24 protein-coding genes are annotated in these 25,397 nt (G+C 65.1%); 16 read left to right on the plus strand and 8 right to left on the minus strand.

The window, feature by feature from the left end; translation table 11 throughout:
- Nucleotides 1–33: 33 nt before the first annotated feature.
- On the minus strand, nucleotides 34–240 hold the full coding sequence (locus tag BraRD5C2_RS20340; RefSeq protein ID WP_016842874.1) for a ferredoxin: 207 nt from the start codon (nucleotides 238–240) through the stop codon (nucleotides 34–36).
- A 278-nt stretch (nucleotides 241–518) separates the two neighbouring features.
- On the opposite strand from BraRD5C2_RS20340, the gene BraRD5C2_RS20345 reads away from it, so the two are divergent.
- Nucleotides 519–1,220, plus strand: a complete 702-nt coding sequence (locus BraRD5C2_RS20345; protein WP_223970727.1) for a haloacid dehalogenase type II — start codon at nucleotides 519–521, stop codon at nucleotides 1,218–1,220.
- A 60-nt stretch (nucleotides 1,221–1,280) separates the two neighbouring features.
- Here BraRD5C2_RS20345 and BraRD5C2_RS20350 read toward each other — a convergent pair whose 3' ends face one another.
- Nucleotides 1,281–1,901 (minus strand): TetR/AcrR family transcriptional regulator, encoded by a 621-nt coding sequence (locus tag BraRD5C2_RS20350; protein ID WP_223970728.1) that lies wholly within the window; start codon nucleotides 1,899–1,901, stop codon nucleotides 1,281–1,283.
- A gap of 114 nt (nucleotides 1,902–2,015) precedes the next feature.
- Between BraRD5C2_RS20350 and BraRD5C2_RS20355 the strand changes: the two genes are divergently transcribed.
- Nucleotides 2,016–2,762: an SDR family NAD(P)-dependent oxidoreductase gene (locus BraRD5C2_RS20355; RefSeq protein WP_223970729.1), complete on the plus strand. Its 747-nt coding sequence runs from the start codon at nucleotides 2,016–2,018 to the stop codon at nucleotides 2,760–2,762.
- A 347-nt stretch (nucleotides 2,763–3,109) separates the two neighbouring features.
- Entirely contained in the window at nucleotides 3,110–3,742 is a 633-nt protein-coding gene (locus BraRD5C2_RS20360) for a TetR/AcrR family transcriptional regulator (RefSeq protein WP_223970730.1), read from the plus strand.
- A gap of 208 nt (nucleotides 3,743–3,950) precedes the next feature.
- Here the strand turns inward: BraRD5C2_RS20360 and BraRD5C2_RS20365 are convergent, their stop codons facing one another.
- Nucleotides 3,951–5,375 carry an amidase gene (locus BraRD5C2_RS20365; RefSeq protein ID WP_223970731.1) on the minus strand — a complete coding sequence of 475 codons (1,425 nt, stop codon included), beginning with the start codon at nucleotides 5,373–5,375 and terminating at the stop codon, nucleotides 3,951–3,953.
- 88 nt (nucleotides 5,376–5,463) lie between these two features.
- On the opposite strand from BraRD5C2_RS20365, the gene BraRD5C2_RS20370 reads away from it, so the two are divergent.
- Nucleotides 5,464–6,315 (plus strand): alpha/beta hydrolase, encoded by an 852-nt coding sequence (locus BraRD5C2_RS20370; protein ID WP_223970732.1) that lies wholly within the window; start codon nucleotides 5,464–5,466, stop codon nucleotides 6,313–6,315.
- A gap of 97 nt (nucleotides 6,316–6,412) precedes the next feature.
- Here BraRD5C2_RS20370 and BraRD5C2_RS20375 read toward each other — a convergent pair whose 3' ends face one another.
- The gene (locus BraRD5C2_RS20375; protein WP_223970733.1) at nucleotides 6,413–7,189 is read right to left on the minus strand and encodes an SDR family oxidoreductase; all 777 of its coding nucleotides are present in this window, start codon (nucleotides 7,187–7,189) and stop codon (nucleotides 6,413–6,415) included.
- A gap of 169 nt (nucleotides 7,190–7,358) precedes the next feature.
- Here BraRD5C2_RS20375 and BraRD5C2_RS20380 point away from each other — a divergent pair, with 169 nt between their 5' ends.
- Nucleotides 7,359–8,435, plus strand: coding sequence for a tartrate dehydrogenase (locus BraRD5C2_RS20380; protein ID WP_223970734.1), 1,077 nt, complete (start codon nucleotides 7,359–7,361; stop codon nucleotides 8,433–8,435).
- 167 nt (nucleotides 8,436–8,602) lie between these two features.
- On the opposite strand, the gene BraRD5C2_RS20385 is transcribed toward BraRD5C2_RS20380, so the two are convergent.
- The 3 genes from BraRD5C2_RS20385 to BraRD5C2_RS20395 all read right to left on the minus strand — a co-directional run bounded on the left by BraRD5C2_RS20385 (nucleotide 8,603) and on the right by BraRD5C2_RS20395 (nucleotide 11,837).
- The gene (locus BraRD5C2_RS20385) at nucleotides 8,603–9,514 is read right to left on the minus strand and encodes an NAD(P)-dependent oxidoreductase (protein ID WP_223970735.1); all 912 of its coding nucleotides are present in this window, start codon (nucleotides 9,512–9,514) and stop codon (nucleotides 8,603–8,605) included.
- Between the two features lie 30 nt (nucleotides 9,515–9,544).
- Entirely contained in the window at nucleotides 9,545–10,795 is a 1,251-nt protein-coding gene (locus tag BraRD5C2_RS20390) for a Zn-dependent hydrolase (RefSeq protein ID WP_223970736.1), read from the minus strand.
- Nucleotides 10,796–10,919: 124 nt separating this feature from the next.
- Nucleotides 10,920–11,837 carry a LysR family transcriptional regulator gene (locus BraRD5C2_RS20395; RefSeq protein WP_223970738.1) on the minus strand — a complete coding sequence of 306 codons (918 nt, stop codon included), beginning with the start codon at nucleotides 11,835–11,837 and terminating at the stop codon, nucleotides 10,920–10,922.
- Between the two features lie 120 nt (nucleotides 11,838–11,957).
- Between BraRD5C2_RS20395 and BraRD5C2_RS20400 the strand changes: the two genes are divergently transcribed.
- From BraRD5C2_RS20400 to BraRD5C2_RS20425, 6 genes are all read left to right on the plus strand, one after another.
- A complete protein-coding gene (locus tag BraRD5C2_RS20400; RefSeq protein WP_223970740.1) occupies nucleotides 11,958–12,776 on the plus strand; it encodes a putative hydro-lyase in 819 nt (272 codons plus the stop codon).
- Between the two features lie 86 nt (nucleotides 12,777–12,862).
- Nucleotides 12,863–14,110 carry an ABC transporter substrate-binding protein gene (locus tag BraRD5C2_RS20405; protein ID WP_223970741.1) on the plus strand — a complete coding sequence of 416 codons (1,248 nt, stop codon included), beginning with the start codon at nucleotides 12,863–12,865 and terminating at the stop codon, nucleotides 14,108–14,110.
- A 31-nt stretch (nucleotides 14,111–14,141) separates the two neighbouring features.
- Complete coding sequence (locus tag BraRD5C2_RS20410) at nucleotides 14,142–15,020, plus strand: branched-chain amino acid ABC transporter permease (protein WP_223970742.1); 879 nt, start codon at nucleotides 14,142–14,144, stop codon at nucleotides 15,018–15,020.
- Nucleotides 15,020–16,006 carry a branched-chain amino acid ABC transporter permease gene (locus tag BraRD5C2_RS20415; RefSeq protein WP_223970743.1) on the plus strand — a complete coding sequence of 329 codons (987 nt, stop codon included), beginning with the start codon at nucleotides 15,020–15,022 and terminating at the stop codon, nucleotides 16,004–16,006. Before BraRD5C2_RS20410 ends, BraRD5C2_RS20415 begins: the two co-directional genes overlap by 1 nt.
- Entirely contained in the window at nucleotides 16,003–16,734 is a 732-nt protein-coding gene (locus BraRD5C2_RS20420) for an ABC transporter ATP-binding protein (RefSeq protein ID WP_223970744.1), read from the plus strand. The genes BraRD5C2_RS20415 and BraRD5C2_RS20420 overlap by 4 nt, the downstream gene beginning before the upstream one ends.
- Nucleotides 16,718–17,422: an ABC transporter ATP-binding protein gene (locus tag BraRD5C2_RS20425; protein WP_223970745.1), complete on the plus strand. Its 705-nt coding sequence runs from the start codon at nucleotides 16,718–16,720 to the stop codon at nucleotides 17,420–17,422. Before BraRD5C2_RS20420 ends, BraRD5C2_RS20425 begins: the two co-directional genes overlap by 17 nt.
- Before the next feature lie 277 nt (nucleotides 17,423–17,699).
- Here the strand turns inward: BraRD5C2_RS20425 and otnC are convergent, their stop codons facing one another.
- Nucleotides 17,700–18,398: a 3-oxo-tetronate 4-phosphate decarboxylase gene (gene otnC, locus BraRD5C2_RS20430; RefSeq protein WP_223970746.1), complete on the minus strand. Its 699-nt coding sequence runs from the start codon at nucleotides 18,396–18,398 to the stop codon at nucleotides 17,700–17,702.
- Nucleotides 18,399–18,551: 153 nt separating this feature from the next.
- On the opposite strand from otnC, the gene ltnD reads away from it, so the two are divergent.
- The 5 genes from ltnD to BraRD5C2_RS20455 all read left to right on the plus strand — a co-directional run bounded on the left by ltnD (nucleotide 18,552) and on the right by BraRD5C2_RS20455 (nucleotide 25,317).
- Nucleotides 18,552–19,463, plus strand: a complete 912-nt coding sequence (ltnD, locus tag BraRD5C2_RS20435; protein WP_223970747.1) for an L-threonate dehydrogenase — start codon at nucleotides 18,552–18,554, stop codon at nucleotides 19,461–19,463.
- Between the two features lie 12 nt (nucleotides 19,464–19,475).
- Nucleotides 19,476–20,258, plus strand: a complete 783-nt coding sequence (otnI, locus tag BraRD5C2_RS20440; RefSeq protein WP_223970749.1) for a 2-oxo-tetronate isomerase — start codon at nucleotides 19,476–19,478, stop codon at nucleotides 20,256–20,258.
- Nucleotides 20,255–21,544, plus strand: coding sequence for a 3-oxo-tetronate kinase (otnK, locus tag BraRD5C2_RS20445; RefSeq protein WP_223970751.1), 1,290 nt, complete (start codon nucleotides 20,255–20,257; stop codon nucleotides 21,542–21,544). The genes otnI and otnK overlap by 4 nt, the downstream gene beginning before the upstream one ends.
- 178 nt (nucleotides 21,545–21,722) lie before the next feature.
- The gene (locus tag BraRD5C2_RS20450; RefSeq protein ID WP_223970753.1) at nucleotides 21,723–23,414 is read left to right on the plus strand and encodes a methyl-accepting chemotaxis protein; all 1,692 of its coding nucleotides are present in this window, start codon (nucleotides 21,723–21,725) and stop codon (nucleotides 23,412–23,414) included.
- A gap of 196 nt (nucleotides 23,415–23,610) precedes the next feature.
- The gene (locus BraRD5C2_RS20455) at nucleotides 23,611–25,317 is read left to right on the plus strand and encodes a methyl-accepting chemotaxis protein (RefSeq protein WP_223970754.1); all 1,707 of its coding nucleotides are present in this window, start codon (nucleotides 23,611–23,613) and stop codon (nucleotides 25,315–25,317) included.
- Nucleotides 25,318–25,397 lie beyond the last annotated feature (80 nt).

A 25,397-nucleotide genomic window follows, 5' to 3' on the forward strand; every position in this document is an offset into this window, starting at 1 on the left:
CAACGGGAGGCACGCGGCCATCCCTGCCGGCTGCTATTCCTCGGTGACTTCGATCGCGATTTCCGGGCAATTGGTCTGCGCGAGCCAGGCCTTGTCCTCGAGCCCGGCCGGAACGGTCCCGTCGCCGACTTCATGGGCGTTGCCGTATTCGTCGAGCTCGAACAGTTCGGGGGCGAGCGATTTGCAGCGGGCGTGACCCTGGCATTTGTCCTGGTCGACGCGGATTCTGAGCTTGGACATGCAAGCACTCTCCCTCGGCTCTGGCGCACAGGTGGAGCGCGCCGGGTTCCTCATCTTAGTTTATGCAAGTCCAGCTTGCTTGGGCGGCCGGCCCTTTAGCCGGCTCGCCAAGTTATAGCATATTACATTATCGTCGTGCTTGCGCGTCAAGCGAAAACTGCGTGCGTCCCACCGCCGGGTCTCGTCATTTGGATATTCGATCGAAGTCATTGGGGAATTTAATTTCCAAATGACGTGAGGAGGCGTCAACTTCGCCGGAAGGGTGGAGGGGATTTGCGATGACACTCATTGGCCCGCGTCCGGACTGGCTGACGTTCGATTGCTATGGGACGTTGATCCAATGGGATGAGGGCCTGATCGCGGCGACCAATCGAATTCTGGCCCGCTCCGGATCGCGGATCGAGCCGCGTGCGTTCATCTCGGTGTTTGATCGCCACGAACATGCCCTGGAGCGGAGCCGCCCGCATCTGTCGTTCAGGGAGGTGACGGCGAGGGCGCTCGAAGCCGCCATGACCGAGTTGTCACTGCCCTCGGATCCGAACGATGCGGAAATCCTGACCTCGTCGATCGGCAAGATGCCGCCCTTTCCGGAAGTCGTCGCCACGCTCGGCCGTCTGAAGGCCGCGGGCTTCAAGCTGGCGATCATCTCGAACACCGACGATGCGATCATCGCCGGGAACGTCGCGCAGCTTGGCGGGCGCATCGATCGGGTCATCACCGCGCAGCAGGCCCGAGCCTACAAGCCATCCCGCGAAACATTCGAATATGCCTGGGCGTCGATCGGAATCGACAAGCCGCAGCTCGTCCATATCTGCGCCAGCCCGCATCTCGACCTCGCCGCGGCCCGCGATCTCGGCTTCCGGGCGATCTGGATCGACCGCGGCACGGGCCGTCAGCCGTTGCCGGACTACTCCCCGAACAAGGTTGCCGCCGCACTCGATCAGGTTCCGGGATTTCTTTCCGAAGCCGGCTGGATGTAGCTCGCGAGAGACCCGGATGAGCGCTGACCGAGCCGATGCACTCCCGGGAGACGCGCTCCCTTAATGCTTGCGCGCCGTCGGCGCGGTGAGCGGGCCCCAGGCGGCGAGAGCGGCGGCTGCGATCTGCTCGAGCTGCTTCCGGGTGGCGCCGTCGCGCGCCTGGATCGACATGCCCTGCTGCACCGTGATGTAGTATTGGGCGATCGCGTCCAGGTCGGCCGCGGGCGAGATCTCGCGACGCTCGACGCCCTGGCGCAGACGTTCGCGCAGCTCGGTCACCGCCTGCGCGCGCCGCTGCACGAGTTCGCGCCGCACGGTCTCGGAATGTTCGTTCGGATGCAGCGCCGACAATACCACCAGGCAACCGGGCGGGCGTGAGCGGCGGGTGAAGACGCGCGCGGTCCGCATCAGGAAGGTTTCCACGGCCTGATAGGCGGTGTGCGTCTCTGCCACCGCACCCCAGATCAGTCCACCTTCGCTCGCCACGTAATAGTCGAGCGCCTTGCGGAACAGGTCCTCCTTGCTGCCGAAGGCAGCGTACAGGCTGGGCGAGGCGATACCCATCGCCGAGGTGAGGTCAGCCATCGAGGCGCCCTCATAGCCCCTCAGCCAGAATACCTCCATCGCGCGCGCCAGAGCGGCGTCTTTGTCGAAATTCCGGGGGCGGCCACGCTCAGCCATCGGTCCGTCCATTTCTGTGTTGATCACTAAATAATTCACTTGACGCGCCGGCGCAAGCTTCCTAATTCTGTGTCGATCGTTACAGATATATCGCCACCAACGAATGAGCCGAACATGACCCAGTCCCTGCAGGGAAAACGCGCCCTCGTCACCGGCGGCAGCCGCGGCATCGGTGCAGCCATCGCCAGGCGTCTTGCCGCCGAAGGCGCCGACGTCGCCATCACCTATGAACGCTCGGCGGATCGCGCCGAAACGGTCGGAGCTGAGATCAGGAAACAGGGCCGCCGTGCCCTAGCGCTGCAGGCGGATAGCGCCGACGCCAGCGCCGTGCGCGACGCGGTCAACGCAGCCGCCAAGGCGTTCGGCGGTCTGGACATCCTGGTCAACAATGCCGGCATCTTCCGCGGCGGCGGCTCGATCGATGCCGTCACGCTGGAGGATATCGACGCCACGCTGGCCGTGAACGTGCGGGCGGTAGTGGTCGCATCGCAGGCCGCGGTCGCCCACATGGGCGAGGGCGGCCGCATCATCAATATCGGCAGCAACCTCGCCAGCCGGGTGCCCGATGCCGGCATGAGCCTCTATTCGATGAGCAAGTCGGCGTTGATTGCCTGGACCCAGGGCCTGGCCCGCGACCTCGGCGGCCGTGGCATCACGGTCAACATCGTCCATCCCGGCTCCACCAACACCGACATGAACCCGGCCGATGGCGAGCAGGCCGAGGCGCAGCGCGCGCGCATGGCGATCAAGCGCTACGGCAAGGCCGATGACGTCGCTGCCCTGGTCGCGTTTGTCGCCGGTCCCGAAGCCGGCTCGATCAATGGCGCCGGTCTCACGGTCGATGGCGGCGCCAACGCCTGACGACGTTGGAGCGAGGAGTGCGCTGCCCCTGCGCGCTCCTCGGCCTGGTGCCCGTGCTGGCCCCGCGACCCTACGGTTACGATCCGCATCGTCGCGGGCGGCCGGGCATGATGGCCGTCTCGCGTGCGGAATCCCGAGCCCTTCGGCCGCTTGGACCCCGGCAGGGAACCCGTTAAGCAAGTCAGAGTCCACGGGAGATCTTGATAGACTTTCTAATGGACGCGCTTGCCGGTTTCGCGGTTAATTGCCAATGGACGTCTCGTCCGCGGATGGAAGTGACCTGAACGCCCGATGTCGCTATTGTGGCGTATCCGCTTTAGCTTGGCCGACCGGTGATCAGCATCTCGATGGGACAAATCGTTCGTAAGTCGTTCAAAACCTACCACCATGGCGACCTCCGGGAGGCGCTGATCCAGGCCGCGCTGCGCGAGGTTGAACTCGGTGGCCCCGAAGCGATCAGCATCAAGGCGCTGGCCAAGCAGCTCGGCGTCTCGCAACCGGCGCCGTATCGGCATTTCGCTGACCGCGAAGCGCTGCTGGAGGCGGTGACCGCGGAAGCGTTCCGGCAGTTCAACGTGATCATGCGCGAGGCGATCGCGCAGCCCGGCAACGCCTCGAAACTGTCGCGCTTTGCCCAGGCTGCGCTGGCCTTCGGGCTCGAGCGCCACGGCATCTACCGCTTGATGTTCGCGTCCAGAACCATGGCCTGCGCGCCTGTCGGCAGCGAACTGCACGTCGCGGCGATGGAAACGCTGGCGCTGCTGATCGAGTCGTTCGAGGCGCCGGCCGTCGGACTGTTGCGCGAACGGCAGGCGCTGAAGATCTGGGCCGGGCTGCACGGCATCGTGATGCTTGCCGAGCAGGGCCTGCTCACCGGCGAGGTCGGCCAGATCAGCCGCGAAGAGCTGATGGACGAGATCGTCGAGCAGACCAAGCTCGCGCTCACCGCCGCGCTGCATGCGACGGAAGAAAAAGCGTAGAGCAGATCGTCTGCAGTCTATGCCTTCGTCCCATGGAGATAGGTAGCCCCGTCATTGCGAGGAGCGACGCGACGAAGCAATCCATCGCTCTGCGGGCTCGATGACAATGGATTGCTTCGCGTAGCCTGTCATCGGGCGCGCGTTCGCGCGACCCGTTGGCTCGCAATGACGAAGTGGAGGGCGTTGCCCACGCTCTCCACCATGAGGGTTAGGATCTCGGCGGTCGCGGATCGATCGGGGTGGTGCCGCGCACGCCCAGAATGTCCTCGAGCACTTTCGCGCCGGCCAGAAGCTGCGCCTCGGCGCGCGGCTTGGCGATCATCTGCAGGCCGACCGGCAGGCCCGATGCGGTGAAGCCGCAAGGCAGCGACAGCGCCGGGCAGCAGGCCAGCGTGATCGCATAGACGATGCCGAGCCATTCGACGTAATTGTCGAACTTCTTGCCGTCGCATTCGACGACATAGCGGTTCTCGACCGGGAATGGTGGAACGATGGTCGCGGGCGCCAGCAGCAGGTCGTATCGCTCGAAGAACTCGAGCGCGCGCGCGGTGATCGCGACGCGCTGCGCCTCGGCGCGTTCGAGCTTCTCGACGGTGAGCTTCAGCCCTTCCTCGATGTTCCAGATCACTTCGGGCTTGAGCAGGTCGCGCTTGGTGCGCAGCAATTCGGCCTTGCTGATCGCGAAATCGAATGCGCGCAGCACGTGGAAGCATTCATGGGCCTCGCGGAAGTCGGGATGCGCCTCCTCGACGATCGCGCCGGCTTCCGCGAAACGCTCGGCGGCCTTGCGGGTCAGCGCCTTGACCTCTGGATCAACAGGCGTGATGCCGAGATCGGGCGAATAGGCGATGCGCTTCGGCTTGCTGCCCGACCGCGTCGCCGACAGGAACGATATCGGCAGCACCGGCAGCGACAGCGGATCGGCAGGATGCTCGCCGCTCATCGCGTCGAGCAGCAGCGCGAGGTCCTCGACATTGCGCGCCATCGGTCCCTGCTGGCCGAGCGTGCGGTCGACGCCGAATTTCGGCGTCTGCGCGACGCGGCCGATCGACGGCCGGAGGCCGACGACGCCGCAGAAGCTCGCCGGGTTGCGCAAGCTGCCGCCCATGTCGGAGCCGTGGGCGAGCCACGCGGTGCCGCTGGCCAGTGCCGCCGCGGCGCCGCCGGAGGAGCCGGCGGCCGAGCGCGATGTGTCCCAGGGATTGCGGGTCGGGCCGAACACCTCGTTGAAGGTGTTGGCGCCGGCGCCGAATTCCGGCGTGTTCGATTTGGCGTAGATCACGCCGCCGTTCTGCTCGAGGCGCTCGACCAGGATGTCCGACTTCGCGGGGACATTGTCCTTGAAGATCGGCGAGCCCTGCGTGGTCAGCACGCCGGAGACGGCGGTGAGGTCCTTGATCGGGACCGGAAGACCCGCAAGCAGGCCGCGTTCGCTGGCCGGCTTCTGCATCAGGGCCTTGGCGTGGGTGCGGGCGCGGTCGAAGCAGAGCGTCGGCAGCGCGTTGACCTTGCCGTCGACCTCGGCGATGCGCTTTTCCAGCACATCGAGCAGGTCGAGCGGCGTGACGTCGCCGGCTTTCAGCTTCTCGACGACGGCACACGCCGTTTCCTTCACCAAGCCCTGATCAGCCATGCACCGTTGCTCCTATGTCTTCTGTTTCCTTGTGCTGTAGAACATTTCCTGCCGTCGTGGCAATGCGACGAGAACCGAAGAGGCAGGGATGGCAGCGTTGTTTTCCGCGCTGGACTGGCGCGCGATGAGCCAGCAGGAGCGGGACCTCGGCTTGAACAATGGCGTTGCCGTCAAGGGCAGCGCCGAGATCGCCGCCGGCTGGGAGCAGCGCTCCGCGGCGATGCGGCAGAAGCATCCCGACCATCTCGACCTCCGATATGGTCCGCGTGAGCGCAACCGGATCGATTTCCTTAAAGTCCGCGACGGCGCGCCGACCTTGCTGTTCATCCACGGCGGCTATTGGCAGACCCGCGCCAAGGAGGTGTTCACGATCTTCGCCGAGGGGCCGATGGCGCACGGCATCAATGTCGCCCTGATCGGCTACACGCTGGCGCCGGATGCGACGCTGGATGACATCGTCGCCGAGATTCACGCCGGCATCGATTTTCTGGCCGGGCAGTTGCCCGCGCTCGGCGCCGCTGCCGAAGGCATTGTGGTGTCGGGCTGGTCGGCCGGCGGACATCTGACGTCGATGGCGTTGTCGAACGCCCATGTTCGGGCCGGCATGGCGATCTCGGGCATCTACGACCTCGAGCCGATCAGGCATTCCTACCTCGACGAGAAGCTGAGGCTCGACGAAGCCGCCTCACGGCGCAATTCGCCCATGATGCAGCAAGGCGGCACGCCAAAGCCGCTGTCGCTGGTGGTCGGCAGCGCCGAACTGCCGCTGCTGCGCAAGCAGACCGCCGATTTCGCCGGCCATCGCGCCCGCTACGGCTTGCCGGTGACCTACGAGGAGATCGCCGGAGCCGATCATTTCTCGATCATGAACCAGATGCTGGCGCCGCAGGGGCGCGTCACCGCGCTGATCCGGCAGTTGTTCGAACGGACGGCCGACTAGGCCGTCATTGCGAGGAGCGAAGCGACGAAGCAATCCATCGCTCCGCATATGCCGGCGCATGGATTGCTTCGCTTCGCTCGCAATGACGTGGAGGGAACTAACCCCACCCCGACGTTAGCCCGCCGTCCACCGTGTAGATCACGCCCGACGTATAGCCTGCGCGGTCGGAGGCCAGGAACGCCATCAGGTCGCCGATCTCGCGCGCATGCGCGGGGCGGCCGAGCGGGAGGCCCTTCTGGAACTCCTTGTAGCGGCTCTCGTCGCCAAACTGGTTCTTGGCGCGGGTCTTGAGCAGCGTGACGTGGCGGTCGGTACCGACCGGGCCGGGATTGATACCGACGACGCGGATGTTGTCGGCGAGGCTCTTGCCGCCGAGCGCGCGGGTGAACGACATCAGCGCCGCATTGCCTGCGCTGCCGCAGATGTAGTTGGCGTCGAATTTCTCGCCGGCCGCGCCGATGTCGTTGACGATCACGCCGCCGCCGCGCGCCTTCATCTGGGCATAGACCGCGCGCGTCAAATTGACATAGCCGAACACCTTGAGCTCCCAGGCATGCCGCCAGGTCGCCTCGTCGATCTTGTTGATCGAGCCGCCCGGGATGTCGCCGGCATTGTTGACGAGGATGTCGATGTCGGCAGCCTCTTTTGCCAATCGCGCAAGATCTTCGGATTTGCGCAGGTCGACGACGCTGATCGCGGCATCGATCTGGTGCGCGGAGCGCAGCCGCTCGGCCAGTGCCTTCAATTGCTCGCCGTTGCGGGCGGCGAGCAGCAAATTGGCGCCTTCCTCGGCAAAGGCTTCGGCGGCGGCCGCGCCAATGCCCTTGGAGGCGCCGGTGATCAGGACACGTTTGCCGCGCAGATGCAGATCCATGGGATGTCTCGCTTTGGTATGAGGAATGGATGTCAGCGAAATTGGTGGGGCAGGGTCGCGCCGCGGTCAACACTGCACTGCAGCGTTGCGCTCTCGCGAAGTTTGGTCCATTGCAGGACCATCAGGATAGGCGGCATTGCCGGCCGGGCAAATCACAAGGGTGTTCTCGATGAGCAGCAAAAAGCAGTATCGGATTGCAGTCATTCCCGGTGACGGCATCGGCAAGGAAGTGATGCCGGAGGGCCTGCGCGTCATCGAGGCGGCGGCGAAGAAGCACGGCGTCGACGTGAAGTTCGACCATTTTGACTTCGCCTCCTACGACTACTACGAAAAGCACGGCGAGATGATGCCGGCCGACTGGAAGGACCAGATCGGCAAGCATGACGCGATCTATTTCGGTGCGGTCGGCTGGCCGGCCAAGATCCCGGATCACATTTCGCTGTGGGGCTCGCTGATCAAGTTCCGGCGCGAATTCGACCAGTACGTTAATCTACGCCCGGTGCGGCTGATGCCCGGCGTGCCGTCGCCGCTGGCGAACCGCAAGCCCGGTGACATCGATTTCTGGGTGGTGCGCGAGAACACCGAGGGCGAATACTCCTCCGTCGGCGGCCGCATGTTCCCGGATACCGACCGCGAATTCGTCACGCAGCAGACCGTGATGACCCGCGTCGGCGTCGACCGCATCCTGAAATTCGCGTTCGATCTAGCGCAGTCGCGGCCGAAGAAGCATCTGACTTCGGCGACCAAGTCGAACGGCATCTCCATCACCATGCCCTATTGGGACGAGCGCGTGGAGGCGATGGCCAAGAAGTATCCGGGCGTGAAGTGGGACAAGTACCACATCGACATCCTCACCGCGAACTTCGTGCTGCATCCGGACTGGTTCGACGTCGTGGTCGGCTCCAATTTGTTCGGGGATATCCTGTCCGACCTCGGTCCGGCCTGCACCGGCACGATCGGCATCGCGCCGTCGGGCAACATCAATCCGGAAGGCAATTTCCCGTCGGTGTTCGAGCCGGTGCACGGCTCGGCGCCTGACATCGCGGGGCAGGGCATCGCCAACCCGATCGGCATGATCTGGTCGGGCGCGATGATGCTGGAGCACCTCGGCGAGAAGCAGGCAGCCGCCGCCATCGTCGGCGCGATCGAGCGCACGCTCGGCGAACGCACGCTGCGCACCCGCGACCTCGGCGGCAACGCCGACACCACGGCGTGCGGCAAGGCCGTGGCGGAGATGGTGGAGTAAGCTGCGCTGTCAACCACGGGGTCGCCCTGGCGAAAGCCAGGACCCATTACCCCGAGTGCTCGTTGGCTTGATAGGTCTGACCACCGGCCTGCGCGATGACACAGGCCGGTGGTAATGGGTCCTGGATTGCGCTCGCTACGCTCGCTTGTCCAGGACGACGTCGATAATTATTGCTTCACGATCCTGCGGCAATGCTCCCATGCCGCGTGGATCAGGTTCTCGCTCGCCTCGGGCGTGCGGAACGCGGAATGCGCCGACAGCGTCACGTTCGGGATCTTGGTCAGCGGGTGATCCTTCGGCAGCGGCTCGATGTTGTAGACATCGAGGCCGGCGTGGCGGATGTGGCCCGAATTGAGCGCATCGATCATCGCCTGCTCGTCGACGATGGCGCCGCGCGCAGTGTTGATCAGCACTACGCCCTTCTTCATCCTGGCGATCTTCTCGCGCGTGATCATCCCGCGGGTCTCGTCGTTCAAGAGCAGATGGAGCGAGACCACGTCGCTGTTCGCCAGCACCGTGTCGAGCTCGGTGAATTCGACGCCCGGATGGCTCTTGGGCGACCGGTTCCAGGCGATCACCTTCATGCCGCTGCCGAGCGCGATGCGGGCGACTTCGGCGGCGATGCCGCCGAAGCCGACCAGGCCGAGCGTCTTGCCGGTGAGCTGCATGCCGTCCTCGCGCAGCCAGTTGCCGGCGCGCATCTCGCGGTCCATCTGCGCGATCACCCGCGCCGACGACCACATCAGCGCGATTGCGGATTCCGCGACCGCGGTGTCGCCATAACCCTTGATCAGGTGCACGGAGATGCCGAGCTCCGCGAGCTCTTCCGGGTTCATGTAGCTGCGCGCGCCGGTGCCGAGGAACACGACGTGCTTCAGGCCGGCGCACTTTTTCGCGATGTCGGTCGGCAGCGCGGTGTGATCGACGACCGCGATCTCGGCGCCGTCGAGCACCGCCGGATAGTCCTCGGACTTGATGTCCGGGTTGCGGTTGATCCGCATCCTGGGATCGCCGGGCTTTTCCAGCCGCTCCGTGATGACAGCGAGCGATTCATTGGCGTCGACAAACACTGCGCGCACGAAAGCCTCCACTGAAGGAAGAAGGGATGATCAGGATGCGACGCCGGCGAGCGCCAGCACCGTATGCATCAGGACGTTGGCGCCGGCGGCACAATCGGTCTGCGTGGCGTCTTCAAGCTCGTTGTGGCTGATGCCGTCCTTGCAGGGCACGAACACCATCGCCGCCGGGATCACCGTGTTGAGGTTGCAGGCGTCGTGGCCGGCGCCGGAGGTGATGCGGCGGTGCGAATAGCCGAGGTGCTGGGCTGCGTTCTCCACGGCGTCGACCAGCTTCGGGTCGAAATGCGTCGGCGCCTTGCGCCAGACCAGATCGAGCTGAACCTCGACCTTGCGCCGTGCGGCGATCTCGGCAACCGCGGCCCGCAGGTCACGATCCAGCGCGTCCATGATCGCGGCATCGGCGCTGCGGCAATCCACCGTGAAGGCGATCTCGCCGGGAATGACGTTGCGCGAGGGCGCTGCGATCACCGCCTCGCCGATGGTGCCGACCGCCTTCGGGCCATGTTTCTTTGCGATGCTTTCCATCGCCAGCACGATCTCCGACAGCGTCGCTAGCGCGTCGCGGCGCAGCGGCATCGGGGTGGATCCCGCGTGGCTCTCGAAGCCTGTGATCTTGCCGTCGTACCACAACACGCCCTGGCCGGAATCGACCACGCCGATGGCCTTGCCTTCGGCCTCCAGGATCGGGCCCTGTTCGATATGCAGCTCGACGAAGCTGGTGAACTTCTGGCGGCCGACCGGGGCATCGCCGCGATAACCGATCGAGTCGAGCGCCTGCGCCACCGTGACGCCCTCGGCGTCCTTGCGCGACAGAATGTCGTCGGTGGTGAAATCGCCGACATAGGCGGCCGAGGCCATCATCGCCGGCGCAAAGCGCGAGCCTTCTTCGTTGGTCCAGTTGCAGATGCAGATCGGCAGCTCGGTCTCGATCCCGGCATCGTTGAGCGTACGCACCAGTTCGAGCCCGGCCAGCGTGCCGAGGATGCCGTCATATTTGCCGCCGGTCGGCTGGGTGTCGAGATGCGAGCCGACGCCGATCGGCGGCTTCGACATATCCCGCCCTTTCCGCAACCCGAACATCGAGCCGAGCGCATCGACCTGCACCTCGAGGCCGGCGCTCTCGCAGGCCTTGCGGAACCAGTCGCGTACCTGCTTGTCTTCGGCGCTGAGGGTCAACCGCCGCACGCCGCCCTTGGGCGTCGCACCGAATTGCGCGGTTTCGTGGATGGTGCCCCAGAGGCGGGCGGAATCGATCTGCAGGTTGGTGGCGGCTCGGCTCATGTCGTCAGTCCATTTTTATTCGGTCATTCCGAGGCGATGCGTCAGCATCGAACCCGGAATCTCGAGATTCCGGGTTCGGCTCTTCGAGCCGCCCCGGAATGACGTTTGATTATCCGGCACTCGTTCAATGGCGCGCCGCGTCCATCGCGTCAACCGCCACGCTCGCCTGCGCGATCTGCCTGGCGAGATGGGCGACGCGCTCGATGGCGACCGCATCGGGGGAGGCGAGCCAGCTCGCGGTGAAGGTGAGGGGCGGCAGCTTGAGGTCGGTATCGAGCAATTGCAAGCGGCCGTCAGCGAGTTCGTTCTCGACGATCGCCGACGGAATCACCGCAATGCCAAGGCCTTCATTGGCCATGTGGATCACGGTCGCGAGCGAGGTCGAGGCATGCAGCCGGATCGGCGGCAGATCGGGGGCATTGAACAGCGCACGCACGGTCTCATAGGGCTGGGTCTTGCGCGGAAACGTGATGATCGGAAACCGCGCCAGATCCCGCCGCGCCACCGGGCCGGGGCCGAGACCGAGCGACGGGCTCGCCAGGAAACCGATCGGGTAATCGCACAGCACATGATTGTGCGCGCCGGATGCCGAGACCGGTCCGAGCACGAAGGCGAGCTCGATCTCCTGCGCCAGCAGCCGCGGGGTCAGGTTCGGCGTGATGTCGACCTCGATCTCGAGCGACAGGTTCGGGTAGATCTCGTTGACGCTCTTGACCAGCCGCGGCAGCCAGGTGTGCACGATGGTCTCCGCGACACCGAGCCGCAGCGCGCCGCGCATCGCCGAGCGGTCGCCGACCTCCGCCATCATCTCCGAGCGCAGGCCGATCAGTTTCTCGGCGTAGGTCATCATCAGCCGTCCGCTCGGCGTCGGCGAGGCCACCCGGTGATCCCGGTTCAACAGCTTGACGCCCATCTCGCGCTCGAGCTGGGCGATGCGCTGGGAGATCGCGGGCTGGGTGGTGTTGAGCCGCTGGGCGGCGCCGCGGAAGCTGCCGAGCTTGACGACCCAGAGGAAGGTTTCGATCGAGCGGAAGTCCGTCATTGGAAGCATATCCCCGATCGATAAATCCTATTTATCGATTTTGATTAGAAAGGACGATTAGACATTATATCACGCTTGGTGTTGGTTTGTCCTTGTCGAGATTATGGGCAGGAGAATCCCATGACTGTTTTTGCGGCAGTGCAGCGATCTCAGGGGGAGCCGGTGCTGGCGAGCGTCGAAGCGCGGCGCGCCAGCCGCAACGGCATGGCCTCGGCCACCACGGCCGGTCTCGCCAACGGTTTCGTCCAAGGCAATCTGGCGATCCTGCCGGAGAAGCTGGCCGGCGCCTTCCATCGCTTCTGCCAGCTCAATCCCAAACCGTGCCCGATCATCGGCATGTCCGATGTGGGCGATCCCCGCATCCCCGCGCTCGGCCTCGACCTCGACATCCGCACCGACGTGCCGCGCTACCGGGTTTGGCGCGACGGCGAGGTGGCCGACGAGCCGACCGACATCACCAAATACTGGCGCGACGATCTCGTCACCTTCGTGCTCGGCTGCTCCTATTCGTTCGAGGAGGCGCTGCTGGAGGACGGGCTGCCGATCCGTCACATCGAACGCAACCTGCGTGTGCCAATGTACCGGACCAACATCGCCTGCCAGCCGTCGGGGCCGTTCGCGGGACCGATGGTGGTGTCGATGCGCCCGTTCAAGCCGGCGGATGCGATCCGCGCGGTGCAGATCACCTCGCGTTTCCCGTCGGTGCACGGCGCACCGGTCCATCTCGGCCATCCGCATGCAATCGGCATCAAGGACATCGCCAAGCCCGACTATGGCGATCCGGTGCCGGTGGCCGATGACGAGATCCCGGTGTTCTGGGCCTGTGGCGTGACGCCGCAATCGGTGATCGCAAGTGCGAAGCTGCCTTTCGCGATCACGCATTCGCCGGGCCTGATGCTGGTGACCGATCTCAGGAACAAGCAGCTGGCTGTGCTCTGAATAGGCAATTCGTGCAATTCATTGAGGCTTTACTGCGCGCTACAAGCGTCACATCGATAATAACAAGCTGACCAAGGGGAATTTCGATGACGATCTCTCGCCGTAACGTGTTGCTGGGTGCCACTGCTGCCGCTGCGCTCGGTCCGATGGCCGCGCGCGCGCAGACAAGCGAAGTGGCAATCGGCGTGATTTATCCGCTGTCCGGCTCAAGCGCAGCGATCGGTGTCGACGCGCAGCATGCCTTCAACACCGCGGCCGAGATCATCAACAAGAACTATGATTTCGCACTGCCGCTCGCCAAGGGCGAGGGCCTGTCCGACCTCGGCGGCGCCAAGGTCCGCCTCGTGTTCGCCGACCACCAGGCCGACCCGCAGAAGGGCCGCGCCGAGACCGAGCGCCTGATCACCCAGGAGAAGGTCTGTGCCGTCGTCGGCACCTATCAGAGCGCGGTTGCCGTCACCGTCAGCCAGACCTGCGAGCGCTACGGCGTTCCGTTCATCTCGGCCGACAACTCCTCCCCGAGCCTGCATCGCCGAGGCCTGAAGTATTATTTCCGCGCTTCGCCGCATGACGAGATGTTCTCGGCCGCGATGTTCGACTTCTTCGATGCGATGAAGAAGAAGGGCCAGAAGATCGAGACCCTGGCGCTGTTCCACGAGGACACCATCTTCGGCACCGATTCGGCGAACGCCCAGACCAAGCTCGCCGGCGAGCGCGGCTACAAGATCGTGGCCGACATCAAGTACCGCGCCAACTCGCCGTCGCTGACCGCCGAGGTACAGCAGCTCAAGGCGGCGAACGCCGACGTGCTGATGCCGTCGAGCTACACCACCGACTCGATCCTGCTGGTCAAGACCATGGCCGAGCTCGGCTACAAGCCGAAGAACATCATGGCGCAGGATGCCGGCTTCTCGGAGAAGGCGACCTATGACGCGGTCGGCGACAAGCTCGAGGGCGTGATCTCGCGCGGCAGCTTCTCGCTCGATCTGGCACAGAAGCGGCCGATGGTCGGTCTCATCAACGAGATGTACCGCGCCAAGTCCGGCAAGGACTTCAACGATTACACCTCGCGCCAGTTCATGGGCCTGATCGTGATGGCCGATGCCGTCAACCGTGCCAAGTCGACCGACGGCGAGAAGATCCGCGAGGCGCTGGTCGCCACCGACATGCCCGGCGACGTCACCATCATGCCGTGGCGGCGCGTCAAGTTCGACGAGATGGGGCAGAACAATTTCGCCGATCCGGTGCTGCTGCAATACACCGCGAAGAACTTCGTGACGATCTTCCCGGAACAGGCCGCCGTCTCCGAGGCGATCTGGCCGATGAACAGCTGATCGGTCGGACGCTAGAGGGGGGCAGACGACGGTGACAGCCGAGACCATTATCCAGAGTTTGGCGAGCGGCCTCTTGATGGGGCTGCTCTACGGACTGATCGCCGCCGGCCTCGCATTGATCTTCGGATTGATGGACGTCGTGAATTTCGCGCACGGCGAGTTCCTGATGATCGCGATGTACGTGACCTTCTTCCTGTTCGCGTTCTTCGCGATCGATCCCTTGCTTGCGGCGCCTTTGGTCGCCGCGGCATTGTTCGTGTTCGGCGCGGTGGTCTACCTGCTGGTGGTCCGCTTCGCGATGCGCGCCAAGGCCAATGCCGGCATGGTGCAGATCTTCTCCACCTTCGGCCTTGCGATCGTGATGCGGGGCCTTGCCCAGTTCTTCTTCACGCCGGACTACCGCAGCGTCACCAACTCCTGGGTCGGCGGCAAGACGATCTCGATTGGCGGCATCTATCTGCCGGAGCCGCAGCTGATCGGCGCGATGCTGTCGATCGCGGCCTTTGTCGCGCTCTACTTCTTCATCAATCGCACCGATTTCGGGCGCGCGCTCGAGGCGACACGCGAGGACGCCGGCGCGGTGGCGCTGGTCGGCATCGACAAGAACCGGGTGTTTGCGCTCGGCTGGGGCCTTGGTGCGGCGCTGGTCGGCCTTGCCGGTGCCATCATGGCGATCTTCTTCTACATCTATCCCGACGTCGGCGCGTCGTTTGCGCTGATCGCCTACGTCACCGTGGCGCTCGGCGGCTTCGGCAGCGTGTTCGGCGCCTTTGCCGGCGGCATCATCGTCGGCCTGGTCGAGGCGACCACCGCGCTGATCCTGCCGCCGTCGCTGAAATCGGTCGGCATCTATGCCGTCTATCTCCTGGTCGTCTTCATCCGCCCGCGTGGCCTGTTCGGATCGATGTGATGGACACCCACTTCGCCCAACGCCGCAGGCGTGACCTGATCGTGGCGGCCTGCCTTGCGGCGATCGCCGCGCTGGTGCCGCTGTTCGTCAAGGACGTCTACGTCGAGAACATCATGGTCCTGACCCTGATGTATGCCGCACTGTCGCAGAGCTGGAACATCCTGTCCGGCTATTGCGGACAGATCTCGCTCGGGCACGCGCTGTATTTCGGGCTCGGCGCCTACACCACCGCACTCTTGTTCACCAAGTTCGGTGTGCTGCCGTGGTTCGGCATGCTGGCGGGCGGGGCGATCTCCGCGGTGATCGCGATGGCGCTCGGCTATCCCTGCTTCCGCCTGCGCGGGCATTATTTCGTGATCGCGACCATCGTGATCGCCGAGATCGCGCTGCTCCTGATCCAGAACTGGGATTGGGCGGGCGCGGCCCTCGGCATCGATATCCCGGTGCGCGGCGACAGCTGGCTGAAATTCCAGTTCACCCGCTCCAAGCTACCGTACTTCTATTTCGCGCTGGCGCTGGCCTGCATCGCCTGGCTCGTCACCTGGTGGCTGGAAGATTCCAAATGGGGCTATTGGTGGCGCGCGGTGAAGGATAATCCCGACGCCGCCGAGAGTCTCGGCGTGGTCGTATTCAATTCCAAGATGGGGGCGGCGGCGGTCTCGGCCTTCCTCGTTGCCGTCGGCGGCAGCTTTTATGCCCAGTTCGTCTCCTATATCGACCCCGAAAGCGTGATGGGCTTCCAGTTCTCGCTGCTGATGGCGCTGCCCGCGGTGCTCGGGGGCATCGGCACGCTGTGGGGGCCGGTGCTCGGCGCCGTGATCCTGATCCCGCTCACCGAGTTGACGCGGTCCTTCGTCGGCGGTTCCGGCCGCGGCGTCGACCTGATCGTCTATGGCGCGCTGATCGTCGCGATCTCGCTGGCACTGCCGAAGGGGCTCGTCAGCGTGTTCAGCATGCTCTCCGGGCGCAAGGAGGCCGCGCGATGACGGTACTCCTGGAGACTCGCGGCGTCTGGCAGCGCTTCGGCGGCCTCGTCGCCAACAGCGACGTCTCGATCTCGGTCGGCCGCGGCGAGATCGTCGGCCTGATCGGCCCGAACGGCGCCGGAAAATCGACGCTGTTCAATCTGATCGCGGGCGTGCTGCCGCCCACCCAAGGCTCGATCATCTTCGACGGCGAGGACGTGACCAAGCTGCCGGCCGCCGAGCGCTGCCAGCGCGGCGTCGGGCGCACCTTCCAGGTGGTCAAGAGCTTCGAGACCATGACCGTGATCGACAACGTCATCGTCGGCGCGCTGATCCGCAACACCAAGATGCGCATCGCGCGACAGAAGGCCTATGAGGTCCTTGAGTTCTGCGGACTTGCGGCGCGCGCCGACAAGCTTGCTGCCGATCTCGTCCCGTCGGAGAAGCGCCGACTCGAAGTCGCCCGTGCGCTCGCCACCGAACCGAAGCTGCTGCTGCTCGATGAAGTGCTGACCGGATTGACGCCGGTCGAGGCACAGACGGGTGTCGAGCTGGTGCGCAAGGTGCGCGCGACCGGCGTCACAGTGCTGATGGTCGAGCATGTGATGGAAATCGTGATGCCGCTGGTCGACCGTGCCATCGTGCTCAATCTCGGCAAGGTGCTGGTCGAGGGCAAGCCAACGGAAGTCGTCCGCAATCCGGAAGTCATTTCTGCCTATCTTGGGGATCGTCATGCTGTCGGTGCGTGAAGTCACCACCGCCTATCAGGGCCTGGTTGCGATCTCCTCGGTGTCGATCGACGTCACCAAGGGCGAGATCGTCTGCGTCGCGGGCGCCAATGGCGCGGGCAAGTCGACGCTTTTGAAATCGATCGCCGGCGCCGAGCGGCCGCGCGCCGGCACCGTCACCTTCGACGGCAAGCGGATCGACGGCCAGCCGCAGCACGTCATCACGGCCGGCGGCATCGCCTTCGTGCCGGAGAACCGCCGGCTGTTTCCGCGACTCTCGGTGCGCGACAATCTGCGGCTCGGCAGCTACCTCTATCGCAGCCAATCCGACCGCGATGCGCCGCTCGATCTGGTGTTCCAGCTTTTCCCGCGGCTCGGCGAGCGGCTGGAGCAGCGCGCGGAGACCTTGTCCGGCGGCGAGCAGCAGATGCTCGCGATCGGCCGCGCGCTGATGACGCGACCGCGGCTTCTGATGCTCGACGAGCCGTCGCAAGGCATCATGCCGAAGCTGGTCGACGAGATCTTCCAGGCCGTGAAGCGCATCCGCGACGCCGGCATGACGGTCCTGATCGTCGAGCAGCGCATGGCCGAATGCCTGGAGATCGCCGACCGTGCCTACATCCTGCAGACCGGCCGCGTGCTGATGCAGGGCACCGCGGCCGAGATCACCGGCAATCCCGACGTGCGCAAGGCGTATCTGGGGCTTTAGCCTTCATTTCACTGCCTTAGCCCGGATGAGCGAAGCGACATCCGGGGCCGTATTTCCCGCTACGATGCGCTCGGTTGACCTCTCGCCGTGGCGGCAGCGATCAGCATCTGTTCCACAATTCCATCGAACTCGCTTTTTCCTATGGGATCGGTCGCGGCAAGCTCGTCGTATGTTCTCGCATTGGGAAGCCACCAGCCATGGTGGCGCCCCGCCTCGTGGAGAACACGGGCTGCGGCTTCGACCTCGACCAGCGCAGGCCGTCTTGGTGCGCTCATCGCTAATGCCCGGGTTCCGGCAGCGTCAGCCCGAACACCTTCGTCAAATCCGCCACCTGTTCGGGCGAGAGATAGCGCGGATTCAGCCCGCGCAGCAGCAGATAGAGCTTGGCGGTTTCCTCGAGCTCCTCGGTCGCGAACACCGCCGCCTCCAGCGTGTCGCCGGAAACGACGGGGCCGTGATTGGCGAGCAGGACCGATGAATATTTCCCGGCCAGCCCCCTGATCGCGTCGGCAACGGCGGGGTCGCCGGGGCGATAATAGGGCACCAGCGCGGTCTGGCCGCATTTCATGACATAATAGGCCGTCATCGCCGGCAGCGCGGCGCGCGGGTCGATCTCGGGCAGCATCGAAAGCGCGACCGAATGGGTCGAGTGCAGATGCACCACCGCGCCGGCGCTGGTGCGCGTCTGGTAGAGCGCGGTGTGCAGAGGCACTTCCTTGGTCGGGGCGTCGCCGGAGATGAGACGGCCATCGGCGTCGAGCCGCGACATTTTCGCCGGATCGAGGAAACCGAGCGAGGCGTTGGTCGGCGTCACCAGCCAGCCGCCGTCGTCGAGCCGGACGCTGATATTACCCGAGGAGCCCGGCGTCAGCCCGCGCTCGAACAGCGAGCAGCCGAAGCGGCAGATGTCCTCACGAAGCTTTGTTTCGCTCACCTGGTTTCGCCTCGCCGCAATCCGCTTTCCACTTTGTCTCATGCTTTGGCAGCACGGCCAAGCCGTGTTAGGCAAGCAGCAACGAGCATGATCCGGACCCGGCAGGCCGCGCCAGCGAAGGCGGGCCGCGCTAGCGAAAACCAAGCCGGTGTTCCGAAAATGCTCAAACAACTAAAAATGTTCGAGGATCGCCGCATGTCCAGTTCCGCAACACCGCACGTCGCCGTCATCGGGCTGGGCTCGATGGGATACGGCATGGCGACCTCGCTGAGGCGCGCCGGATTTGTCGTGACCGGCTGCGACGTGTCGGCCGATGCCGTCGCGCGCTTCGTGGGCGACGGCGGTAAGGGCGCTAAAACACCGGCCGAGGCGGCCAGGGATGCCGACATTGTCGTCAGCGTCGTCGTCAATGCGGCGCAGACCGAGGCCATCCTGTTCGGCAAGGACGGCGCCGCCGAGACCCTGGCGAAGGACGCGGTCTTCATTTCCTCGGCGACCATGGACCCCGATATCGCGCGACGGCTGGCCAAGCAGCTCGAGGCGACCGGCCGGCATTATCTTGATGCGCCGATCTCCGGTGGCGCGCAGCGCGCGGCGCAGGGTGAATTGACGATCCTCGCCTCCGGCAGCGCGGAGGCGTTCGCAAAGGCGCGGCCGGCGCTGGATGCGATGGCGGCAAAGCTCTACGAGCTCGGCGATGCCGCAGGGCAGGGCGCCGCGTTCAAGATGATCAACCAGCTGCTGGCTGGCGTGCATATCGCCGCCGCCTCGGAGGCGATCGCCTTCGCCGCCAGGCAGGGTCTCGACATCCGGAAGGTCTATGAGGTGATCACGGCCTCCGCCGGCAATTCCTGGATGTTCGAGAACCGCATGCCGCATGTGCTCGATGGCGACTATGCGCCGCGCAGCGCGGTGGAGATTTTCGTCAAGGACCTCGGCATCATCCAGGACATGGCGCGCAATGCGCGCTTCCCGGTACCGGTCTCGGCCGCAGCGCTGCAGATGTTCCTGATGACATCGGCCGCCGGCATGGGCCGCGACGACGATGCGTCGGTGGCGCGGATGTATGCCCAGGTCACCGGTACCAAGCTTCCCGGCGCAAAATAAGAGGATTCTGCAATGCCCCGCTTTGCCGCCAACCTCACCATGATGTTCAACGAAGTCCCGTTCCTCGACCGCTTCGACGCGGCGGCGAAAGCGGGCTTCACCGCGGTCGAGTTCCTGTTTCCGTACGACCATCCGGCCGACGAGGTCGGCAAGCGGCTCAAGGCTGCGGGGTTGGCGCAGGCGCTGTTCAACCTGCCGCCAGGCGACTGGAACGCCGGCGAGAAGGGATTTGCGGCGCTGCCGGATCGCTTCGCCGACTTGCAAGCGAGCCTGAAGACCGCGCTGCCTTATGCGCAGGCGACCGGCGTCAAGCGCGTGCATCTGATGGCCGGGATCGCCGACCGCAGCGATGCCAAAGCGGTTGCGGCGTTTCGCAAATCGGTCGCCCATGCCGCCGAGTTCTTCGCGCCGCACGGCCTCGATGTCGTGATCGAGCCGATCAATCCGCGCAACGTGCCTGGCTATTTCCTCAACGACTTCATCTTCGCGCGCGACCTGATCAACGAGCTGAAGGCCCCGAACTTGAAGCTGCAGTTCGACATTTATCACTGCCAGATCATCCACGGCGATGTCACGATGCGGCTGCGCGAGATGATGCCTGTGATCGGTCACATCCAGATCGCCTCGATCCCCTCGCGCAACGAGCCCGACGGCGAGGAGCTGAACTATCCGTTCCTGTTCGGTGAGCTCGACCGGCTCGGCTATGGCGGCTTCGTCGGCTGCGAATACAATCCGCGCGGCAAGACCACCGACGGTCTCGCCTGGTTCAAGCCCTATGCCGGAGTGAAGCCGTGACGCGAGCCGGAAACCTGTCTCTCGGTTGCGTCGCCGACGACTATACCGGCGCCTCCGACCTCGCCAACACGCTGACCCGCGCCGGCCTGCGCACGGTGCAGACCATCGGTGTGCCCGCCGACGATCTCGCGCTGCCGGAGGTCGACGCCGTCGTGGTGTCGCTGAAGAGCCGCTCGATCGAGGCCGACCTTGCGGTGACGCGTTCGCGTGCCGCGGAGGCCTGGCTGCGCGACCGCGGCGCCGGGCATATCCTGTTCAAGATCTGTTCGACCTTCGATTCCACCGATGCCGGCAATATCGGCCCGGTGATGGACGCGCTGCGCGCCGACTCCAAAGACAATATCGTGCTGGTGACCCCGGCTTTCCCGGAAACCGGCCGCACCGTCTACCAGGGCAATCTGTTCGTCGGCTCGGTGCCGCTGAACGAGAGCCCGCTGAAGGACCATCCGCTCAACCCGATGCATGATTCCAATCTGGTCCGCGTGCTGGCGCGCCAGAGCAAGACAAAGGTCGGCCTGGTCGATCTGGCGACGCTTGCCCGCGGCACCGAGGCGGTTCGGGCAAAGCTCGCCGAGCTCGCGCGGAGCGGCATCGGCGCTGCTGTCGTCGACGCGGTGTTCGATCGCGACCTCGAAACCATCGGCCAGGTGGCGCTGGATCACCGTCTCTCGGTCGGCGCCTCCGGCATCGGGCTTGGCCTGGCGCGGGCGCTGGTCGCCGCTGGAAAGGCCAAATCGGCAGCTGCGAATGCCGTGACCAGCGCCGCGATCGGCGGGCCGGCCGCCTGCCTCGCCGGCAGCTGTTCGCAGGCGACGCTGCGTCAGATCGCCAGCGCCGAGAAGGTGATGCCGGTCCTGCACCTCGACCCCGAGCGGGTGATTGCCGGCACGGACGAGGCGCAGCGCGCGCTCGCCTGGGCCAAAGAGCGGCTCGGCATGGGTCCAGTCCTGATCGCCAGTAGTTCGACTCCTGAGGAGGTGGCAGCTCTGCAATCCCGTCATGGCCGTGATGCGGCCGGACATGCGATCGAGCAGGCGATGGCCGACATCGCCGAGGGCCTGGTGCGGTCGGGTGTGCACAGGCTGGTGGTCGCCGGTGGTGAAACGTCGGGCGCTGTGGTCGATCGCCTTTGTATCCCGGGATTCCTGGTCGGGGCGGAAATCGCTGCGGGCGTGCCGGTTCTGCGCGCGGTCGGCGCTGGAAAAGGCGAGATGGTGCTCGCCCTGAAATCAGGCAATTTCGGCGGGCCGGAGTTCTTCTCGGACGCGCTGGCATTGATGCCTTGATGCGCCTGTCGCGCATCATGTCGGGCTGATGACTGATATCTCCGTAGTTCAACGGTGAAGCAAATTAACCCTACTTAAGGAGGGGGGCTGGCTTTGATATGTGCGGCGCACCGCCGCGCCATCAGTCTTCTTTCCGCACGAACGGGTCTCGCGAGCCCGGCACCCAAGAGACCCCACGATGTTCGCCAAATTCTCGATCCGCGCCAAGATCATTGCCGTGGTTGCATTCCTGCTTGTTGCGATAACGGGCATGGGCCTACTGGCGGTCATGAATCTGCGGTCGATCAATGCCAACACCGTCGACATCACGACCAGCTGGCTGCCGAGCGTGCGTGCACTCGGGGATCTGCGCGCCGGCGTCATCACGTACCGCAACGTGATCCGCGAGCACATGCTGTCCGAGACGCTGGAGGACAAACTCGCGCAGGAGAAGACCCTCGCGACCGTGGTCGAGGCCAACACCAAGTTCCGCGCGATCTATGAACCGTTGATCACCTCCCCCGAGGAGCGCGCGCTCTACAATCAATGGGTGGACACCTGGACCCGTTACAAGAAGGGTACCGAGGAGGTGATGGCCCTGTCGCGCAAGGATGTCGGCAAGATCCCGCACGACGCGCACGAGCTGAACGCCAAGACGGTGAACAAGATCGGCCTCGAGGCGGATGAGATCCTGCGCAAGGACATCGACCTCAACAATGCCGGCGCGGACAAGGCCGCGCAGGACGCAGCGAACAGCTACGCGTCGGCCGTCATGTTCCTTGCCATGATCCTCGGCGCCGCCATCATCGTCGGCGTTGGCGTCAGCTTCCTGATGATCCGCGACGTCTCCGCCGGTATTGCCTCGATCGTGAATCCGATGCAGGCGCTGGGCCGCGGCGACCTGACCGCGGAAGTGCCGCATCAGGGCGAGAAGACCGAGATCGGCGCCATGGCTGATACGTTGCAGGTGTTCAAGGAAGCCCTGGTCGCCAAGAAGGCGGCCGATGAGGCCGCCGCCGCTGATGCCGAAGCCAAGATCGAGCGTGGCCGACGGGTCGACGCCATCACCCGTAATTTCGAACAGATGATCGGCGAGATCGTGCAGACCGTGTCGTCGGCCTCGACCCAGCTCGAAGCCTCGGCCAGCACGCTGTCGTCGACCGCAAGGCGTTCGCAGGAACTGACTACCTCGGTTGCCGCTGCATCCGAGGAGGCCTCGACCAACGTGCAGTCGGTGGCGTCGGCGACCGAAGAGCTGTCGTCGTCGGTGACCGAGATCAGCCGCCAGGTGCAGGAATCGGCGCGGATGGCCGGCGACGCCGTCGGCCAGGCGCGCACCACCAACGATCGCGTCAGCGAGCTGTCGAAGGCGGCCGCGCGCATCGGAGACGTCGTCGAACTGATCAACACGATTGCCGGCCAGACCAACCTGCTGGCGCTGAACGCCACCATCGAGGCGGCGCGCGCCGGTGAAGCCGGCCGCGGCTTCGCGGTCGTGGCATCCGAGGTGAAGGCGCTGGCCGAGCAGACCGCGAAGGCGACCGGCGAGATCGGTCAGCAGATCGCCGGCATCCAGACCGCGACCCAGGAGTCGGTCGGCGCGATCAAGGAGATCTCGTCGACCATCGAGCGGCTGTCGGAGATCTCCTCCACCATTGCTGCCGCGGTCGAAGAGCAGGGCGCGGCGACGCAGGAGATTTCCCGCAACGTGCAGCAGGCGGCGCAGGGCACCCAGCAGGTCTCGGCCAACATCACCGACGTCCAGCATGGCGCCAACGAGACCGGGTCGGCTTCGACCCAGGTGCTGTCGGCGGCACAGTCGCTCTCGGGTGACAGCAACCGCCTCAAGCTCGAGGTCGGCAAGTTCCTCGACGCCGTCCGCGCGGCCTGACGCCGGCCGAATCTCTGACCATCGAAAATGCCCGGTCGGCAGGCCGGGCATTTTTCTTTGCGTGGATGCCGCTTTCACGCTCAGTAATTCAACGGAAGACATGATTAACGAACCGTAGGTCCATGCGCGGTAACCTGCCACAGCGCGACGCGGCCATCTGCAAGAATCGCGAAATCCATTCCAAACGAGGCACCGGATGATGTTCCTGGCGAGATTCCGCATTCTCACGAAGATACTGGCGATTGTGGGCGGTCTCTCGATCATCGCCGGGATGCTCGCCTATCTCGGGATCTCCTCGTTGAAATCGCTCAGCGAACGCGGCGTCGTCACCGCGCGCGCCGCGGAACGCGCGTTGCTGTCGGCGCAAGCCAACCAGAACGTGCTCGCGATCAACCGCGCCGAATTCCGCAGCGCGCTCGATCCGCGCGACGAGAACCGGCTTGCGGCTCGATCGCTGATCGATGAGCAGTTCAAGTCGCTCGAGGAGCGCATCGCAACGATCAGCAAGACTCAGGACCCGCAAACCATCGCGCTGCTGCCCGGCGTGCGATCGGCGCTGTCGGCCTATCGGGCCCAGCTGAAGCAGACGCTTGACGCGGTCGAGAGCGCGAAGGCGCTCGACCTGACCCAGTCCGCCGAGAAACTGCGCGATGTCGCGATGAAGAGCCGCACGGCCGCGGAAGAGCTTCAGGCCAGGGTTCGGGCCGTCGCTGACCGCCAGGACGAGCGGGTCAGGGACAACGTCAAGGCCAGTGAGCAGGAATACGTATCGACCTCGGAGCTGTTGATCCTGCTTGCTGCTTCGGGGGTCCTGCTTGGGTTGCTGTTCGGCTTCGTTGTCGGACAATACGGTGTCGCGAAGCCGATCCGTGCCGTCGTCGCGATGCTGCAGCAACTTGCCGATGGCCGCTATGACATCCCGGTCCACGGCACCGATCGCCGCGATGAGGTCGGCGACGTCGCCAAGACCGCGCTTGTGTTTAAGGACAATGGCCTTGCCAAGGTCCGGATGGAGCGCGAGCAGAAGGAAATCGAGGCGCGCGCCGCCGCACGGCGCCGCACCGACATGCTCCAGCTGGCCGATGGCTTTGAGCGCGCGGTCGGTGAGATCGTCGAGACCGTCGCATCCGCCTCGACCGAGCTCGAAGCGTCCGCGACCACGCTGACCTCGACCGCCGAGCGTTCGCAAAACCTCGCGACCACCGTCGCCGCTGCGTCGGAGGAAGCCACCACCAACGTCCAGTCGGTGGCGTCCGCAACCGAGGAACTGTCATCCTCGGTCAACGAGATCAGCCGGCAGGTGCAGGAATCGGCCCGGATGGCGGGCGATGCCGTCAACCAGGCCCGTGCGACCAATGACCGGGTCGGGGAGCTGTCGAAGGCTGCCGCCCGGATCGGTGACGTGGTCGAGCTGATCAACACCATTGCCGGCCAGACCAATCTGCTGGCGCTGAATGCCACCATCGAGGCGGCGCGCGCCGGCGAGGCCGGACGTGGCTTCGCGGTCGTGGCATCGGAGGTGAAGGCACTCGCGGAGCAGACCGCGAAGGCGACCGGGGAGATCGGCCAGCAGGTTTCCGGCATCCAGGCTGCGACCGAGGATTCCGTGGCCGCGATCCGCGCCATCGGTTCGACCATCGAGCGGCTGTCGGAGATCTCGTCCGCCATTGCCGCTGCGATCGAGGAGCAGGGCGCGGCGACCCAGGAAATATCCCGAAACGTGCAGCAGGCGGCACAGGGCACCCAGCAGGTCTCGGCCAACATTACCGACGTGCAGCACGGCGCCAATGAGACCGGCTCGGCGTCGACCCAGGTGCTGTCGGCGGCACAGTCGCTCTCGGGTGACAGCAGCCGCCTCAAGCTCGAAGTCGGCAAGTTCCTCAACGCCGTCCGCGCCGCCTGATCCGGCGCCGGTTCGACCAAACAGACATCGTTGTCGGGGCAACCGATCCCGGTGTGGTGAGCCGGCCGGCTCACCACGCT

It is taken from the genome of Bradyrhizobium sp. RD5-C2 (genome assembly GCF_019972155.1).
Lineage (GTDB): Bacteria > Pseudomonadota > Alphaproteobacteria > Rhizobiales > Xanthobacteraceae > Bradyrhizobium.

Bases quoted from the DNA above. Each gene is read 5' to 3' on its own strand.
- BraRD5C2_RS20340 (WP_016842874.1), bottom strand. From the start codon at position 240: ATGTCCAAGCTCAGAATCCGCGTCGACCAGGACAAATGCCAGGGTCAC.
- BraRD5C2_RS20345 (WP_223970727.1), top strand. From the start codon at position 519: ATGACACTCATTGGCCCGCGTCCGGACTGGCTGACGTTCGATTGCTAT.
- BraRD5C2_RS20350 (WP_223970728.1), bottom strand. From the start codon at position 1,901: ATGGCTGAGCGTGGCCGCCCCCGGAATTTCGACAAAGACGCCGCTCTG.
- BraRD5C2_RS20355 (WP_223970729.1), top strand. From the start codon at position 2,016: ATGACCCAGTCCCTGCAGGGAAAACGCGCCCTCGTCACCGGCGGCAGC.
- BraRD5C2_RS20360 (WP_223970730.1), top strand. From the start codon at position 3,110: ATGGGACAAATCGTTCGTAAGTCGTTCAAAACCTACCACCATGGCGAC.
- BraRD5C2_RS20365 (WP_223970731.1), bottom strand. From the start codon at position 5,375: ATGGCTGATCAGGGCTTGGTGAAGGAAACGGCGTGTGCCGTCGTCGAG.
- BraRD5C2_RS20370 (WP_223970732.1), top strand. From the start codon at position 5,464: ATGGCAGCGTTGTTTTCCGCGCTGGACTGGCGCGCGATGAGCCAGCAG.
- BraRD5C2_RS20375 (WP_223970733.1), bottom strand. From the start codon at position 7,189: ATGGATCTGCATCTGCGCGGCAAACGTGTCCTGATCACCGGCGCCTCC.
- BraRD5C2_RS20380 (WP_223970734.1), top strand. From the start codon at position 7,359: ATGAGCAGCAAAAAGCAGTATCGGATTGCAGTCATTCCCGGTGACGGC.
- BraRD5C2_RS20390 (WP_223970736.1), bottom strand. From the start codon at position 10,795: ATGAGCCGAGCCGCCACCAACCTGCAGATCGATTCCGCCCGCCTCTGG.
- BraRD5C2_RS20395 (WP_223970738.1), bottom strand. From the start codon at position 11,837: ATGACGGACTTCCGCTCGATCGAAACCTTCCTCTGGGTCGTCAAGCTC.
- BraRD5C2_RS20400 (WP_223970740.1), top strand. From the start codon at position 11,958: ATGACTGTTTTTGCGGCAGTGCAGCGATCTCAGGGGGAGCCGGTGCTG.
- BraRD5C2_RS20405 (WP_223970741.1), top strand. From the start codon at position 12,863: ATGACGATCTCTCGCCGTAACGTGTTGCTGGGTGCCACTGCTGCCGCT.
- BraRD5C2_RS20415 (WP_223970743.1), top strand. From the start codon at position 15,020: ATGGACACCCACTTCGCCCAACGCCGCAGGCGTGACCTGATCGTGGCG.
- BraRD5C2_RS20420 (WP_223970744.1), top strand. From the start codon at position 16,003: ATGACGGTACTCCTGGAGACTCGCGGCGTCTGGCAGCGCTTCGGCGGC.
- BraRD5C2_RS20425 (WP_223970745.1), top strand. From the start codon at position 16,718: ATGCTGTCGGTGCGTGAAGTCACCACCGCCTATCAGGGCCTGGTTGCG.
- otnC (WP_223970746.1), bottom strand. From the start codon at position 18,398: ATGAGACAAAGTGGAAAGCGGATTGCGGCGAGGCGAAACCAGGTGAGC.
- ltnD (WP_223970747.1), top strand. From the start codon at position 18,552: ATGTCCAGTTCCGCAACACCGCACGTCGCCGTCATCGGGCTGGGCTCG.
- otnI (WP_223970749.1), top strand. From the start codon at position 19,476: ATGCCCCGCTTTGCCGCCAACCTCACCATGATGTTCAACGAAGTCCCG.
- BraRD5C2_RS20450 (WP_223970753.1), top strand. From the start codon at position 21,723: ATGTTCGCCAAATTCTCGATCCGCGCCAAGATCATTGCCGTGGTTGCA.
- BraRD5C2_RS20455 (WP_223970754.1), top strand. From the start codon at position 23,611: ATGATGTTCCTGGCGAGATTCCGCATTCTCACGAAGATACTGGCGATT.